The sequence below is a fragment of the Rhodococcus triatomae genome (assembly GCF_014217785.1).
Lineage (GTDB): Bacteria > Actinomycetota > Actinomycetes > Mycobacteriales > Mycobacteriaceae > Rhodococcus_F > Rhodococcus_F triatomae.
In genome coordinates this window covers 1,575,219-1,593,208 of record NZ_CP048814.1, presented here as the reverse complement: position 1 = coordinate 1,593,208, position 17,990 = coordinate 1,575,219, and the positions used below count along the sequence as shown (strand labels likewise).

Genomic DNA, 17,990 nt, shown 5'->3' with positions numbered 1-17,990 from the left:
TGTCGTGCCGGGCGCGGCAATCGACGTTGCCGAACTGCGGGCAGCGGCCGAGCGCGCACTCCCCGAGTACATGGTGCCCGCGGCATTCGTCGTGCTCGACAAGCTCCCACTGACGTCGATCGGCAAGCTCGACCGGGCGGCGCTGCCCGTGCCCGAGCACGCCGAACCGGCTGTGCGGGCGCCGTCTCGTGCCCCGTCCACCGACACCGAGCGTCTCGTCGCCGAACTCTTCGCCGAGGTGCTGGGACTGGAGGAGGCCGACCTCGGGGCCGACGATTCCTTCTTCGCGCTCGGCGGCGACAGCATCGTCTCGATCCAGTTGGTCTCGCGGGCGCGAGCGCGCGGACTGAGCTTCAGTCCGCGGGACGTGTTCGAGGCCAAGACGGTCGCGGGCATCGCCCGGGTGGCCACGGCACACGGCGCGGGCGATGCGCCCGTCGTCGTGCCGGAACTGCCCGGAGGCCCGGTCGGCGACGTCGATCTCACCCCCATCGTCCACGAGATGCTGGACCGCGGGCGCTACCGCAGGTTCACCCAGGCACTGGTGCTGCACCTGCCGGACGGCGTGGAGACCGAGCATCTCGTCGCGGCGGCCGGGGCGCTCGTGGACACCCACGACGTGCTGCGGTCCCGCCTCGTCGCCGCGGACGGACCGGAAGGTGCGACGTGGGAGGTTCTCCCGGGCGGGGTGGGTGGTGACGGCGGGGCCGTTGATGCCGCCGCGATGGTGCGAGTGGTGGACTGGGATGCCGCGACCGCGCCGGACACCGAGCGCCGCGAGTCCGTCCAGCGGGAACTCGATGCCGCGGCAGACCGAATCGATCCGGCGGCGGGTGTGCTCCTGCACATGGTGTATCTGCGTGCAACCGCTGGTTCCGGCACAACAGGTTCCGACACGACAGGCACGACAGGTTCCGGTACGGCGGGTGCCGACCGGCTCCTCGTCGTCATCCACCACCTGGCCGTCGACGGTGTCTCGTGGCGAATCCTCGTTCCGGACCTGGGAGCGGCCTGGGCCGCGGCTGCCGCCGGGGCCGCACCGACTCTCGAACCCGAGGGAACCTCGTTCCGCCGTTGGGCACGGGGGCTCTCCGAGGGCGCCCGCACCCCGCAGCGACGCGGCGAAGTCGAGCTGTGGCAGGGCATGCTCGACGGGCCCGACCCGGTGCTCGGCGAACGTCGGCTCGATCCGGCCGTCGACACCGCGTCCTCGACGGCGCACCTGCGTGTCGAGGTGCCCGCGGACGTGAGTGCGGCCGTGCTCACCACCCTTCCCGGCGCCTATCGGGGCGGGGCCAACGACGGGCTGCTCACCGCGCTCGCGTTGGCTGTAGCCCGGTGGCGCCGCGCCCGCGGCAACGACCACGACAGCACGCTCGTCACCCTCGAGGGCCACGGACGCGAGGAAGACGCTCTGCCGGGTGCCGACCTGTCCCGCACCGTCGGATGGTTCACGACCGTGTTCCCGATGCGGCTGGACCTCACCGGAATCGACATCGACGATGCGTTCGCGGGCGGGCCGAGTGCGGGCGCCGCGGTCAAGAGGGTCAAGGAGCAGCTCGCCGCGGTGCCCGATCACGGAATCGGCTACGGACTGCTGCGGCATCTGGACTCCGGGTCCGGTGCGGTGCTCACGGACTACGCTCGGCCGCAGATCGGCTTCAACTATCTCGGGCGCGTGCTGGTGCCGGGTGGAAGCTCGGCCGGTGGACCCGGCTCTGTCGGAAATACTGCTGCTGCGGGGCCTTTCACTCCCGACGGGACCCTGGACGTCGGCGGAACCAGCGACGACTCCCTGGCCGCCGCCTCCGTCCTCGACATCAATGCGGTCGCCACCGAGCGTGGCGGTGACGGACCGGTGGTGTCGGCCACCTTCTCCTACGTCCGCGACGTCCTCGGCGCCGACGATGCCCGGCAACTGGCCGATCTGTGGACCGAGGCTCTGGCCGCACTCGCCGAGCACGCCTCGCGACCCGATGCCGGTGGGCTGACTCCCTCGGACCTGGATCTGGTACACCTCGCGCAGGCGGACATCGACCGGCTCGAGGCTGCCTACCCGGCTCTCACCGACGTCTGGCCGCTCTCGCCTCTGCAGCAGGGGCTGCTGTTCCACGCCCAGATCGCCGATCCGCAGACCGACGTCTACACCGTGCAGCTGTCCGTGGATCTCGAAGGGCACGTCGACGCCGACCGACTCCGCAGGTGCGGTCAGGCATTGCTGGACCGGCACCCGCATCTGTCGGCCGCGTTCACTGTCACCGATTCCGGCGAGACCGTTCAGGTCGTCGGCGATTCCGTGGAACTGCCTTGGCGGGTCGTGGATTTCGTGGACGCCGACTACCCGGAACGCGTCCGTGGACCGCAGCGGGAGATCGACGCCGACCGCGCTGCCGGCTTCGACATGTCCACGCCGCCGTTGCTGCGATTCCTGTTGCTGCGGCTCGAACCCGACGTGTACCGCCTGGTGATCACGAACCACCACATCCTCCTCGACGGCTGGTCGACACCGCTGTTCGTCAAGGAACTCCTGGTGCTCTACGCGACCGGTGCCGACACCACGATGCTCCCGGCGACGCGGTCGTTCCGGGACTACCTGGCGTGGCTGCACGAACAGGACCCGCAGCAGTCGCTCGACGCCTGGAGACAACTGCTCGACGGGGTCGACGAGCCGACCACCGTCGCCTCTCCAGGGGCGGACGCACACGCGGACGTCGCCGATCCGACCGCACCGATCGACGTACGGTTCGATGCGGACGTCACGGCCCGCCTCGAGAGCATCGCCCGCGAATACGGCGTCACGATCAACACGATGGTGCAGACGTCGTGGGCGGTGGCGCTGGCGACGGTCACCGGCCGCGACGACGTCGTCTTCGGAGCCACCGTGTCGGGTCGGCCACCCCAGATCGACGGTGTCGAGTCGATGCTCGGCCTGTTCATCAACACCCTGCCCGTCCGGGTACGACTGCGCGCGTCGGAGACGCTGGTGGAGTTGCTCGAGCGAGTGCAGGCCGAGCAGAGCGCGATGCTCGATCACCACCACGTCGGATTGGCCGAGATCCAGGACACCGCGGGTGTCGGCGCGCTCTTCGACACGCTGACGGTCTTCGAGTCGTATCCGGTCGATCGCGGCGGGTTCAGTGAGGCCACCGACATCGCCGGGATGCGGGTGACCGGTATCCACGGCGAGGACGCCACCCACTACCCGCTGACACTCACCGCCTCGATGGAACCGAACCTCGCGTTCACGGTGCGGGCGCGTGCAGGTGCGGTGGAGCCGATGGCGGCCATCGGCGCGGCCTCGATCGCGTCCCGGATGCTGCGGACGATCGCTGCCGACCCGCGGCTCCCACTTGCCCGGGTCGACCTCCTGGACGAGTCCGAGCACGAGACCCATCGTGCGTGGAACGCGACCGCCCACGATCTCGTCCTCCCGATCGGCCCCGTCGAGGACGCAACCGATCTCGTGACGTTGTTGCGCGCACAAGCCGATCGCACTCCGGACGCCCCGGCCGTCGGTGACGAGAACGCCGAACTCACCTATCGGGAGTTCGACGCCCGGGTGGAGCGCCTGGCGGCGGAACTGGCCGCGTCCGGTGTGGTGCCCGGCAGCGTGGTCGGCGTCGCGATGGAACGCTCGAACGATCTGGTGTCGGCGATCCATGCCGTCCTGCGTGCCGGGGCCGCGTACCTGCCGATCGATCCCGACCATCCTGCCGATCGCATCGCCTACGTTCTCGAGACCGCTCGCCCGGTGCTCGTTCTCACCGGTGGATCGCCGATCGAGCTACCGGACACGGTGCGGCGGATCGACGCCGCGACCGTGCTTCGGACCGATCCGGCGAACCGTACCGATGCCCGCCTCGGACGGGAGACCGCGGTGTCCGTCCGTCCGGACGACAGGGCATACGTGATCTTCACGTCGGGGTCGACGGGTCGGCCGAAGGGTGTGGCGGTCTCGCATCGGGCGATCGTGAACCGGCTGGCGTGGATGCAGTCGGAGTACCCGCTGGACGGGTCGGACGTGGTGTTGCAGAAGACACCGGTGACTTTCGACGTGTCGGTGTGGGAGTTGTTCTGGCCCTTGATCGTCGGCGCCCGGCTGGCAGTCGCCGCACCGGGAGGACACCGGGACCCGGCCTATCTCGCCGAGGAGATCCGGCGTCGCGGTGTCACCACGGCACACTTCGTGCCGTCGATGCTCGAGGCGTTCGTCGCCGAACCTTCGGTGTCCGAGTGCTCGTCGCTGCGGCAGGTGTTCGCCTCCGGTGAAGCGCTGCCCGCCCGGGTCGCGCAGCGCCTGCGCGCCTCGACCGGTGCACGGATGCACAACCTGTACGGTCCGACCGAGGCCGCGGTGGACGTGACGTACCACGAGGTCGGCGACGACGACGCGACCGTGGTACCGATCGGCGTACCGGTCTGGAACACCCGGGTGCACGTGCTCGACCGGCGGCTCCGCGCCGTGCCGGTGGGCATCGTGGGAGAGCTGTACCTGTCCGGCGTGCAGTTGGCACGCGGGTACGTCGCACGGCCGGAACTGACGGCCGATCGGTTCGTGGCGAATCCGTTCGCCGAGGGTGAGCGGATGTATCGGACGGGTGATCTGGTGCGTCGGCGTGGGGACGGTGCGCTCGAGTATCTGGGGCGCAGTGACTTCCAGGTGAAGTTGCGTGGTCAGCGGATCGAGTTGGGTGAGATCGAGGCGGCGTTGGCGGCGCATCCCGAGGTCGAGCAGTCGGTGGTGACGGTTCACACCGACGCGCTCGGTGAGCAGTCCCTCGTGGCGTATCTGCGCCGTGCGGCCGGGGCCACCGAGCCGGTGGACTTCCCCGAGCACCTGCGGAGCAGGATTCCTGCCTACATGGTGCCCGGCTACTTCATCGAGCTCGACGAGTTCCCGGTGACCGCGAACGGCAAGCTCGACCGGAAGGCGCTTCCCGCACCCGAGGTGGTCGGCCGGGAGTACCGTGCTCCCCGGACGGCGGCCGAACGACTCGTGGCCGACACCGTCGCCGACATCCTGGGTCTCGCCCGAGTCGGCCTCGACGACGACTTCTTCGCGCTCGGTGGCAACTCGCTGACCGCGACCCGACTCGCCGCCCGGCTCGCCGCAGCGCAGGGCCGCCGGGTGAGTGTCCGCGAGGTGTTCGACGCGGGCGTCGTCGCCTCCCTGGCGGCCGTCATGGGGTCGGCCGAGGATCAGGACGTGTCCGCGGCGGACGCGGCCACGACCGGAGCCCCCGGTTCCGAGGCGACCGCCGTGCTCGGGGCTCTGCCACGACCGGAGCGGATCCCGCTGTCCCCGGCGCAGTCCCGTATGTGGTTCGTGAACCAGTACGACACGGCCTCGGCGGCCTACAACCTGCCGGTGGCGTTCCGGCTGACCGGGAATCTCGATGTCGCCGCGCTGCGTGCCGCGATCGTCGATGTCGTCGACCGTCACGAGAGCCTGCGGACCGTGTACCCCAACTCGGTGGACGGACCCTGGCAGCGCATTCTCGGCGTGGGCTCCGAGGAGGTCGTCGCGGCCCTGGATCTGTCGCCGCGGGTGGTGTCGGCGGGGTCTGTGGTGGGTGAGATCGCTGGTGTGGCGTCGTCGGGTTTCGATGTGACGGTGGATGTTCCGGTTCGGGTGCGGTTGTTCGAGTCGGGTGTGGGGGAGTACGTGCTGGTGTTGGTGGCGCACCATATTTCGGCGGATGGTGCGTCGATGGCGCCGTTGGCTCGGGATGTGATGGTGGCGTACGAGGCGCGGGCTCGTGGTGGTGTTCCCGGGTGGGTGCCGTTGCCGGTGCAGTATGCGGATTATGCGTTGTGGCAGCGGGAGTTGTTGGGGGAGGAGTCTGATCCGGGTTCGCTTGCTGCGGAGCAGGTGGCGTTCTGGGAGCGGGCGTTGGCGGGTGTGCCGGATCGGTTGGATCTGCCGTTCGACCGGCCGCGTCCGACCGTCCGCTCGCTGCGCGGTGCCCGGACCTCGTTCGTGGTGGATTCCGAGTTGCGCACGCGCATCGCGGATATCGCTCGCGAACACGGCGGCACCGAGTTCATGGTCCTGCACGCGGCCGTCGCCGTCCTGCTGTCCCGGCTCGGCGGCTCGGGGGACGTCACGGTCGGTACTCCGGTGGCCGGTCGCGGTGGGCCGGAGCTCGACGAGTTGGTCGGCATGTTCGTCAACACCCTCGTGCTGCGGACCGAGGTCGACGGTGGTGCGAGCTTCGCCGCCCTGCTCGATCAGGTACGTCGCCGGGACCTCGACGCGTTCTCGCACGCCGACGTGCCGTTCGAGCGGCTCGTCGAGGTTCTCGATCCGGTGCGGTCGACGGCGCACTCACCGCTGTTCCAGGTGATGCTCGCCTTCCAGAACTTCACGCCCGCCACGGAGGTGGCGCTCCCGGGCCTCACGCTCACCGAATGGGAGACCGACACTGCCGCAGCGCAGTACGACCTGCACCTGACCGTCAGCCCACAGGGCCCGGCAGCGAAGGATGCGGGGGGATACCTGGCGACGTTCACCTACGCGACCGACCTGTTCGACGAGTCGACCGTGCAGGGCTTCGGCCGGCGTCTGCTGCGATTGCTGGACGCGGCCACCGAGCGACCGAACCGCCCCGTCGGCGATCTGCCGCTGCTGGGGCCGGGCGAGGACGCTGCGGAGCGGTCCGCCGTTCTCGGCGCGCGGGTGGCGGTCCCGGCCGCGACGCTCGTGGACACACTCGAGGCCCAGCTGGCTCGAACCCCGAACGCGACGGCGCTGGTCTTCGAGGATCAGCAGCTGACGTACGCGGAGTTCGCCAGGCGAGTCGACGAACTGGCCCGTGTCCTGGTCTCGCTCGGGGTCGGGCCGGAAATCCGGGTGGCGATCGCCCTGCCACGGTCGGTGGACCTCCTCGTCGCCGTCCACGCGGTGGTGGCTGCGGGCGGTGCCTACGTGCCGCTGGACGTGGAGCACCCGGCGGACCGGCTCGCGTACATCGTCGAGACGGCTCGGCCGCTCTGCGTGCTGACCGAGTCGACGGTCGACGCCGCGCTGCCCGACGCCGTACGGCGGATCGACCTCGACCGGCTCGACGTTCCTCCCGCGGACCGGCTGCCCAGGCCCCGGATCCGCCCGGACGACACGGCGTACGTGATCTTCACGTCGGGGTCGACGGGCCGGCCGAAGGGTGTGGCGGTCTCGCATCGGGCGATCGTGAACCGGTTGGCGTGGATGCAGGCCGAATACCCGCTGGACGGGTCGGACGTGGTGTTGCAGAAGACGCCGGTGACTTTCGACGTGTCGGTGTGGGAGTTGTTCTGGCCCCTGCAGGTCGGTGCGCAGCTCGTGATCGCCGCCCCGGACGGTCACCGGGACCCGGCCTATCTCGCCGGGGAGATCCGGCGTCGCGGTGTGACCACCGTGCACTTCGTGCCGTCGATGCTGTCCGTGTTCACCGCCGAACCCACGTCGGGTGAGTGTGTGTCGCTGGCGCACGTGTTCTGCTCCGGTGAGGCCCTCACCGTGGATCAGACCCGCCGATTCGCCGCCCGCTCGCAGGCCCGGGTCCACAACCTCTACGGTCCGACCGAGGCCGCGGTGGACGTGACCTACTGGGACGTCACGGGAGACGAGCAGACGTCCGTTCCGATCGGACGACCCGTCTGGAACACCGGCGTGCACGTGCTCGACAACAGATTGCACCCCGTCCCGACGGGCGTCGTGGGTGAGCTCTACCTCGCGGGCACTCAGCTCGCCGAATGCTATGTGGGTCGCCCCGATCTGACGGCCGATCGGTTCGTGGCGAATCCGTTCGCCGACGGTGAGCGGATGTATCGGACGGGTGATCTGGTGCGTCGGCGTGGGGACGGTGCGCTCGAGTATCTGGGGCGCAGTGACTTCCAGGTGAAGTTGCGTGGTCAGCGGATCGAGTTGGGTGAGATCGAGGCGGCGTTGGCGGCGCATCCCGAGGTCGAGCAGTCGGTGGTGACGGTTCACACCGACGCCCGCGGTGAGCAGGCGCTCGTCGGGTACGTGAGCATCGGCTCCGCCGAGACGGCGCCGGATCCGCGAGAACTCGCCGAACACCTCTCCTCTCGCGTCCCCGCGTACATGGTGCCGCCGCACCTCGTGGTGGTCGACCGGTTCCCCGTCACCGCGAACGGCAAGCTCGACCGCAAGGCTCTTCCCGAGCCGCAGACGGAATCCGAAGCGGCCCGGTACGTGGCGCCGGCCACCGTGACCGAGGAACTGATCGCCGCGGTCTTCGCGGACGTCACCGGCACGGCACGGGTGGGCGCCGAGGACGACTTCTTCGCGCTCGGCGGCAACTCGCTCTCGGCGACCCGGGTGGTCGCCCGGATCGGTGAGGCACAGGGAGTCACCATCGGGGTGCGGGAGTTGTTCGACGCGCCGACCGTTCACGGTCTCGCCCACGTCGTCGAGCAGGCGGCGCACACGTCCCCGGACCGGCCCGTCCTGGCTCCCCGGCCCCGTCCGGCGCGGGTGCCGCTGTCCCCGGCGCAGCAGCGTATGTGGTTCGTGAACCAGTACGACACGGCCTCGGCCGCGTACAACATCCCGCTCGCCTTCCGGTTGACCGGAACCCTGGACGTGCCCGCCCTGCAGGCGGCGGTGGTCGACGTCGTGGAACGCCACGAGAGTCTGCGCACGATCTACCCGTCCTCGCCCGACGGTCCGTATCAGCATGTGGTCGCGACCGCCGAGGTCGCCCTGGATCTGTCGCCGCGGGTGGTGTCGGCGGGGTCTGTGGTGGGTGAGATCGCTGGTGTGGCGTCGTCGGGTTTCGATGTGACGGTGGATGTTCCGGTTCGGGTGCGGTTGTTCGAGTCGGGTGTGGGGGAGTACGTGCTGGTGTTGGTCGCGCACCATATTTCGGCGGATGGTGCGTCGATGGCGCCGTTGGCTCGGGATGTGATGGTGGCGTACGAGGCGCGGGCTCGTGGTGGTGTTCCCGGGTGGGTGCCGTTGCCGGTGCAGTATGCGGATTATGCGTTGTGGCAGCGGGAGTTGTTGGGGGAGGAGTCTGATCCGGGTTCGCTTGCTGCGGAGCAGGTGGCGTTCTGGGAGCGGGCGTTGGCGGGTGTGCCGGATCGGTTGGATCTGCCGTTCGACCGGCCGCGTCCGACCGTCCGCTCGCTGCGCGGAGCATCCCACGGCTTCACGGTCCCCGCGTCCGTGCACCGCGAGGTCGTCGCCCTCGCCCGTCGCCGCGGCGTCACGCCGTTCATGGTGCTGCACGCCGCTCTCGCCACGACCCTGGCGCGGCTGAGCGGTACCGACGACATTGCGATCGGCACCCCGGTCGCCGGCCGCGGCGCCAGCCACCTCGACGAGCTGGTCGGCATGTTCGTCAACACGCTGGTGCTGCGGACACAGTTCGACCCCGGCATGACCTTCGAGGAGCTGCTCGCCCAGGTCCGGGCCGGCGACCTCGCGGCGTTCGCACACGCCGACGTGCCGTTCGAGCGGCTCGTCGACGTCCTCGAACCGGTGCGCTCGACGGCGCACACCCCGCTCTTCCAGGTTCTGCTGGCGTTGCAGAACGTGGATCGCACCGACTTCGAGCTGCCCGGTCTGACGGTGTCCGGAGTCGAAGCGGATTCGGGCGCTTCGCAGTTCGACCTCCAGTTCATCCTGTCCGACGGATACGGTCCGGACGGGGACCCCGAGGAGATCGTCGGCACCCTCACCTATGCCACCGATCTCTTCGACGCCTCGACCGCCCACGTCGTCGCGGCCAGGTTCGTGCGTGTCCTCGACACGCTGGTGGCCCGCCCGGACGCCCCGGTGGAGGCCGCCGACCTCCTCACCTCCGACGAGCGCGCCGCCCTGGTCTCCATCCGCGGCGGCGAGGCCGCCCGGCCGCAGCTGCTGCACGAGATATTCGCCGCGGCGGTGGCCGCGTCCGGTGGTGACCGGACGGCCGTGGTCGCCGACGGAGTCGCGACCACCTACCGCGAGCTCGACGCCGCGTCGAACCGTCTGGCGCGGACTCTCGTCCGCGGTGGGGTCCGGCCGGGCACGTTCGTGCCGGTCGCGCTTCCTCGGTCCCTCGAATCGATCATCGCCATCTGGGCGGTGGCGAAGGCGGGTGGCGCCTTCCTCCCGGTCGACCCGGAATACCCGCAGAACCGGATCACCCACATGGTCCGGGACAGTGGCGCGGCACTCGGCCTCACGACGCCGGACCGGCGTTCGGCGCTTCCCGACGACGTCGACTGGTGGTACGTCGACAGCGCTCTCCTCCTCTCGGAGGGGAACAGCGCCGACGACCCCGAGGACCACACTGCCGCACCGCTGACGGATGCGGACCGGTGGGCGCCGGTCCGCGCCGACGACATCGCCTACGCGATCTACACTTCCGGATCCACCGGGGTCCCGAAGGGCGTTGCCGTCTCGCATCGGGGAATCGCGAGCCTCGTGCACGAGCAGCTGGAGACGCTACGTCTCGGGCCGCAGGCGCGGGTGCTGCACGTGGCGTCGCCGAGCTTCGACGCCTCGGTCTACGAATGGTTGATGGCGTTCGGGGCCGCCGCCACGCTCGTCGTGTCGCCGCCGTCGGTCTACGCCGGCGACGATCTCGCCGCGCTGCTGCGCCGCGAGGAGATCACGCACGCCGTGATCACACCCGCCGTCCTCCGGTCGGTCGACCCGAACGGCCTCGACGCGCTGAAGGTGCTCGTCACCGCGGGCGACGCCTGCCCGCCCGACCTCGTCCCGCGGTGGGTGCCGGACGACGGACACCGGGCCATGTTCAACGCCTACGGCCCCTCCGAGGCCACGGTCATGTCCACCATCAGCGCGCCGCTGGTGCCGGGCGAGCCGATCGACATCGGTGGGCCCACCCGGGGATTCCGGGTCCTCGTGCTCGACACCCGGCTGCGGCCGGTGCCGGTCGGGGTGCCCGGGGAGCTGTACCTGTCCGGTCCCGGGCTCGCCCGCGGCTACCACGGCCGTGCGCAGCTCACCTCCTCGTCGTTCGTCGCGGATCCCTTCGGCAGCGGTGAACGGATGTACCGGACAGGCGATCTCGTGCGGTGGCAGCGCGGACACACCCTCGAGTTCGTCGGCCGCGTCGACCACCAGGTGAAGATTCGCGGCCTGCGGATCGAGATCGGAGAGGTCGAGTCCGTCCTCGCGTCCCACCCCGACGTGGCGTCGGCGACTGTCCTGGCCCGGGACGACCGTCCCGCCGGGCGCTACCTCGCCGGCTACCTCGTGCCACGGCCGGGCGCCACGGTCGACGTGGACGACGTCCGGCAGCAGGCCGCGGAGACGCTGCCCGAGTACATGGTTCCCGCCGGGTTCGTGGTCCTGGAGACGCTACCGCTGACCCCCGCGGGCAAGCTCGACCGACGGGCTCTGCCCGCGCCGGACCAGGGCGCCGACGCCCCGGTCTCGCGTGCACCCGAAGGCGCGGTCGAGACGACACTCGCGCAGCTGTTCGCCGAGGTGCTCGGTCTCGACTCCGTCGGTGCCGAGGATTCGTTCTTCGGGCTGGGCGGCGACAGCATCGTCTCCATCCAGCTCGTCTCGCGCGCCAAGGCGCTCGGCCTCGCCTTCACGCCGCGTGACGTCTTCGAACGCAAGACAGTTGCCGCGCTGGCCCAGGTCGCGGTGCCCAGTGACGAGAGCGGCGAGCGGATCGTCCCCGAGCTTCCCGGCGGCGGCGTGGGCCGCTTCCCGGCGACACCGATCATGCGCTGGTTCCTCGGCAGGGGCGGCCCGACAGGGAGATTCGCCCAGGCCGCACTTCTGCACGCCCCGGCCGACGCGACGTGGGAGCGGCTGACCGCGACCATCGCCGGCCTGGTGAATCGGCACGACATGCTGCGTGCCCGGCTGATCGCGCCTCACTCGATCGACGCCGACGACGCGGCACCGAGTGTCGAGGTTCCTGCACCCGGGACCGTGGACCCGGCCACACTTCTGCACCGCGTCGAGACCGAACACCGGCCGGGCACCGCCGAGTTCGAGCTCTTCGTGCAGGAGCAGCTCGACGCGGGGGCGGGCCGGCTCGATCCCGAGTCCGCGGTGATGGCTCAGTTCGTGTGGGTCACTCCCGCGGGCGACGACCCCGACCGCAGTCGGGACGGCCGAATCCTGGTGATCATCCACCACCTCGCCGTCGACGGCGTGTCCTGGCGTGTCCTCGTGCCCGACCTCGCCACGGCGTGGCATCACCTCGACGACCCGGACGCTCAGCCCCTTGCTCCCGTCGGCACCTCGTTCCGGACCTGGGCGAGCACCCTCGCCGACGTCGCCACGGCGCCGGAACGCACGGCGGAGATCGGCTACTGGCGATCGGTGGTCGAGACCGAGGAGCCCGATCTGGGCACCCGACGGCTCGACCCCGAAGTGGACGTCGCGGGTACGGCGGACCGAATCCAGGTCGAACTCGACTCCGCTCTCACCGAATCCCTGCTCACCACGGTGCCCGCGGCGGCCCGTACGGGCGTGGACACCGGGTTGCTCGCCGCACTGGCGCTCGCCGTCGCCGGGTGGCGCCGGGAACAGGGCGCCGGGCACCGGGAGATCGCGAGCGGGGACATCGCGAGCGGGGCGGACGCCGTGAGTACCGTCGTCCACCTCGAGGCCCACGGCCGCGAGGAGGAGGCGATCGCGCACGACGAAGCCGATCGCGCCGATCTGGGCCGGACCGTCGGATGGTTCACCACCCTCTTCCCGGTTCGGCTGGAGGCCCGCGACGAGGTCGCCGACACCCTCAAGGCCGTGAAGGAACAGTTGCTCTCCGTCCCGGCCCGAGGCATCGGCTACGGCATGCTGCGGTACCTCGCCGAGGCGCCCGAGCTGCGGGAGGCACCCGAACCGCAGATCAGTTTCAACTATCTCGGCCGAGTGTCCAGCGGCGACACCGGCGACAGTGCCTGGCTTCCCGACCACGAGTCGGGCGACTTCGGCGGCGCGCACGACGAGGCCATGCCGATGGCCGCCCTCGTGGAGATCAACGCCGTCGTCGTCGACACCCCGCACGGACCGAAGCTGCACGCGACGTGGACGTTCGCGCCCGGGGCGATGGCGCGGGAGACGGTCTCTGCCCTGGCCGAGCGGTGGTCGGAGGCGCTGCGGCAGCTCGTCGAGCATGCGAGTGCCGCAGGGCGCGTCGGCTTCACTCCGTCCGACCTGCCGCTCGTGAGCCTGGACCAGCCCGCGATCGAACGGATCGAGGACCACTACGGGGACGTGGCCGACGTATGGCCGCTCTCCCCGCTCCAGGAGGGCCTCCTGTTCCATGCCCTCCTGGCTCGGGGGTCCTTCGACGGCTCGCGCCGGGCCCCGGACGCCGACGATCGGGACGCCGACGATCGGGCGGACGCCTACACGGTGCAGCTGACCCTCGACCTCGCGGGAACCGTGGACGCGGACCGCCTGCGCAGGGCCGGGCAGATCATGCTCGACCGGCACGCGAACCTGCGCACCGCGTTCACCCGGTCGTCCGGAGAACCGATCCAGGTCGTACTCGACCGGGTCGAGCTCCCGTGGCGTGAGGTCGATCTCGCTCCTCTCGACGAGTCCGCGCGGGAGGCCGAGCTGAACCGGATCGTGGCTGCCGACCGCGCCGCGGGCTTCGACATGGAGACCCCGCCGCTGATCCGTTTCCTACTGGTGCGCACCGCGCCGGACCGGGCCCGTCTGGTGATCACGAACCATCACATTCTGCTCGACGGGTGGTCGACGCCGTTGCTGGTCAAGGAACTGCTCATCGGCTACGTCACCGACAACGCGAGCGGGGTGCTGCCGCGGGTGCGTCCGTACCGGGATTTCCTGGACTGGCTGTCCCGGCAGGATCGGACCGCGTCCGGGGCGGCGTGGCGGGAGGCGCTCGCCGGGGTCGACGAGCCGACCTTGCTGGTCCCGGCCGGAGCCGATGCGGGAGCCACCCCCGCGGAGGTGCCACGGCGACAGACGATTTCGCTGGACGCCGAGGCGACGGAGGAGATCGACCGACTCACCCGACGGCTGGGAGTCACCGTGAACACGGTGATCCAGACCGCCTGGGCGGCGGTCCTGGCCGGGCAGACCGGCCGGGAGGACGTGGTCTTCGGCGCGACCGTCTCGGGCCGTCCCGCCGACATCGCCGACATCGAGACGATGGTCGGCCTGTTCGTGAACACCCTTCCGGTCCGGGTGCGCCTGGATCCCGCGGAGACCCTGGCCGAGCTGCTCACCCGCATCCAGCGGGAACAGAGTGCGCTGCTGGACCACCACTATCTGGGTCTCGCCGACATCCAGCAGGAAGCAGGTGCGGCGGCCGTCTTCGACACCATCACCGTCTACGAGTCCTACCCGGTCGACCAGGCAGGACTGTCCGAGGAGAGCGATCTCGGCGGCATGCGGGTGCTGCGTGCGGAAGGCGTCGACTCGACGCACTACCCGATGTCGGTGGTGGCCTCCCGCGACGACAGGTTGCACGTGCGGGTCGACCACCTGCCGTCCCTGATCGACGACGCCGTCGCGCAGTCGATGGTCGCGCGGCTCGAACGCGCCCTGCACGCCTTCACCGGATCGCTGGACGTGCGGCTGGACGCCGTCGACCTGCTCGGCGCAGGTGAGCGGGAACGATTCGTCCCGGCCCGTGGCGAGGCGGCCCTGCCGCCGCAGACCTTGGCGCAGGTACTCACGGCCGCTGTCGACGGCGGTGCCGCCGGTGGCGGTGGCGGCACCGATACGGCCAGGGACCGCCCGGCGATCGTCCTCGACGACGTCGAGGTGTCGTACCGGGATCTCGACGCGCGGTCCACCACACTCGCCCGGGCGCTGCGCCGGTACGGCGTCGGTCCGGACACCATGGTCGCGGTGGCGCTGCCCCGCTCCGTCGAATCGGTGCTGTGCCTGTGGGCGGTCGCCAAGGCCGGCGGCACCTTCGTCCCGGTCGATCCGCGCTATCCCAGGGAACGCATCGAGGCGATGGTGTCCGATTCGGCGATCGGGATCGGGATCACCTCGCCCGAACTGCAGGGAATCCTCCCCGCACAGGTGCGGTGGATCTTCCCGGACGCGCTTGCCGAGCCGGATGCGCCGGCCGAGCCGGAGTCCGCACCGGTGCACCCGGAGCACCTGGCGTACGTCATCTACACGTCCGGTTCCACCGGACGGCCGAAGGGCGTCGAGGTTCCCCACCGCGGGATCGTCAACCTCGCGGCGGACGTACGCGACCGGTTCTCGGTCGGCGCGGGCTCACGGGTCCTGCACTTCGCGTCGCCCAGCTTCGACGCGTCCCTCTTCGAGGTGCTCATCGCCGTCTCCGCGGGCGCCACGGTGGTGATCGCGCCACCGACGGTGCTCGGCGGGGCGGAGCTGGCCGAACTGATTCGCAGGCAACGGGTCACCCATGCGTTCATGACACCGTCCGCGCTCGCCTCCATGGACCCCGAGTCGCTCGGCGAGCTGCGCACGATCGTCGTCGGCGGCGAAGCCTGCCCGCCGGAACTGATCGGCCGGTTCACCGCTGCCGGGCGCACCCTCGTCAACGGCTACGGACCTTCCGAGGGCACCATCGCGGCGACCCTGTCCGATCCGATGACGCCGGGTTCCGTCGTGCCGATCGGCAGCGCGGTGCGTGGCTTCGAGCTCCTCGTCCTGGACAACCGGCTGCGCCCGGTCCCCGCAGGGGTCACCGGCGAGCTGTATCTGGCCGGCCCCGCCCTGGCGCGCGGCTACGCCGGGCGAGCCGATCTGACGTCCGACCGATTCGTCCCGAACCCCTTCGGGGCGAACGGATCACGGATGTACCGCACGGGCGATCTGGTGCGCTGGATCGATCGGGACGAACGGGCCGGAGCTCCCCGGACCGGGCCGGTACTGGAGTACGTCGGACGCAGCGACTTCCAGATCAAGGTGCGTGGCTTCCGTATCGAACTCGGTGAGATCGACGCCGCACTCGCCTCGCATCCGGCGGTGGAGTTCGCGGCCACGATCGGGCACCGGCCCGCACACGGCGACACCGTCCTGGTGTCCTACGTCCTGCCGGCGGCGGGACGGGACGTGGACGCGGAGACCCTCACGGCCCACGTGGCAGCCGCCGTCCCGGCATACATGGTCCCGGCGCGCGTGGTCGTCCTGGACGAGATTCCGCTGACCCCGGCCGGAAAGCTCGACCGGAGGGCGCTGCCCGAGCCGGACCTGTCCGAGTACCGACGGGAGTACACCGAGCCGCGTACCGCAACCGAGCGGGCGGTGGCCGAGGTGTTCGCCGAGGTACTCGGGATGGAACGGGTCGGCGCCGAGGACGACTTCTTCGCGCTGGGCGGCAACTCGCTGAGCGCGACCCGGGTCGCGGGTCTGCTGGGCGAGCGGTCGGGACACAGTGTCCCGGTTCAGGCGGTCCTGACGACCCCCGCGGTGTCCGGGCTCGCAGCCCTGCTGGACACTCCCGACGCGGCCGAATCGGTGCCGCGAGGTCTCGATGTCCTTCTGCCCCTGCGGGTCCCGCAATCGGAGGAGCCGGTCCACGGTGCGCGGGACGACGAGGGCACCGTCGCTCCGCTGTTCTGCGTGCACTCCGTCGTCGGGCTCGCCTGGTCGTATGCCGGGCTGGCCCGGCATCTGGGCGAGGACCGCCCGGTGTACGGCCTGCAGTCGCCCTACGTGTGCGAGGGCGAGCCGATCGAATCGATCGGCGACCTCGCCGAGCGGTACGTGCGCGAGATCCGCGCCGTCTCGCCGCACGGTCCGTACCACCTGCTGGGTTGGTCCCTCGGCGGCGTCGTCGCGCACGAGGTGGCGGTCCGGTTGCAGGAGCAGGGCGAGGAGGTCGCGCTGCTGGCGATGCTCGACAGCTACGCCGCGGGCCGTGAGGACACGGAGACGTTCGAGCCGGCCACACTCACGGAGGTCCTCGGCGGGTTCGCCGACGTGCCGGGCCTGGGTTCGACTCAGCAGGGGACGGGGGCCGACCCGACCTTCGAGACGGTCGCGGCACAGGTGGAATCGATGGGGCTGTTCTCCCGGGACGTGCTCGGGCGTATCCGGCATTCCTTCGAGGCCGCGCCGGCCCTGCTGGACGCGCATCCTGCCCGGGTCTTCCGCGGGGACATCGTGTTCTTCACCGCCACCGGCCACGGGGCAGGCCGGCGGGATCCCGCGCTGACCTGGAAACCGTGGGTGGCCGGTGACGTGCACCGGTACGCCGTGGAGGCAACGCACTGGGACATGACGACCCCGCAGGCTCTCGACCGGATCGGACCCACGGTGCGCGCCCATCTGTCTCAGGGGCAGGGGCGGCACCGACGTAGGTTGCACGGAGGAGGAGCACGACATGCACGTGGATCGTGACGACACGAGGCTTCACCTGGCGGACTCCGGCGGTGCGGGCCGCACGGCGATCGACGGCGCGTTGCGTGGCAGCCCGCGCGAACTGACGTTGACGGAGTGGACCCTGTCCATGTCGGACCGCGGCAGCCACGTCCCCGCGCCGCCCCACCCGGGCCTGCGGGTCGAACATGCGGCAGTGGCGTCCTACGAACTCAGCCATGCCTTGTACAACGCCGTCGGAGTGACCGTGTGCTGGACGGACCGCCGCACGTGGCAGTACACCGACTGGACGAAGTGGGTGGAGAACCCGCGGGTCGAGCTGTGGATCGGCAGTGTCGAGGGGACCCCGGCAGGATTCTTCGAGTTACTCGGGCACGACGACGGCTCGGTGGAGATCGTGCTGTTCGGATTGATGCCACAGTTCCGGGGGCAGGGTGTGGGCGGGTCGTTCCTCTCGGCGTGCGTGGAGGCGGCGTGGCGCTACCGTTTCGACGTCACCGGCCGGCCCGGAGCCGGTGACGGGGAACTCGTCGGCGAGGCGCAGCGGGTGTTCCTGGTGACGTCGACACTGGACCACCCACATGCGATGAAGAACTACCTCGCTCGGGGATTCGAGGTGGAACGGAGCGAGGAATTCGAGAAACTCGTCCCGGATCCGCGGGCGTCCTACCTGGACTTGCCCTTCGACCCACGCGACAGCGACGTCGGCGGACGCTGA

Annotated in this window: 2 protein-coding genes (1 of these 2 only partly in view); both read left to right on the top strand. The window is 70.6% G+C overall.

Features of this window, described 5'->3' with window-relative positions:
- Positions 1-17,293, top strand: partial view of a non-ribosomal peptide synthetase gene (locus G4H71_RS07465; protein ID WP_072736291.1) — the 3' portion only. 9,368 nt of this gene lie to the left of the window's left edge; the window shows 17,293 of its 26,661 coding nt (coding positions 9,369-26,661); its start codon lies beyond the left edge, outside the window; its stop codon occupies positions 17,291-17,293.
- Positions 17,277-17,990, top strand: a complete 714-nt coding sequence (locus G4H71_RS07460) for a GNAT family N-acetyltransferase (protein ID WP_083342826.1) — start codon at positions 17,277-17,279, stop codon at positions 17,988-17,990. Before G4H71_RS07465 ends, G4H71_RS07460 begins: the two co-directional genes overlap by 17 nt.

Coding starts and splice junctions, on each gene's coding strand:
- G4H71_RS07460 (WP_083342826.1), top strand. CDS start 17,277: ATGCACGTGGATCGTGACGACACGAGGCTTCACCTGGCGGACTCCGGC.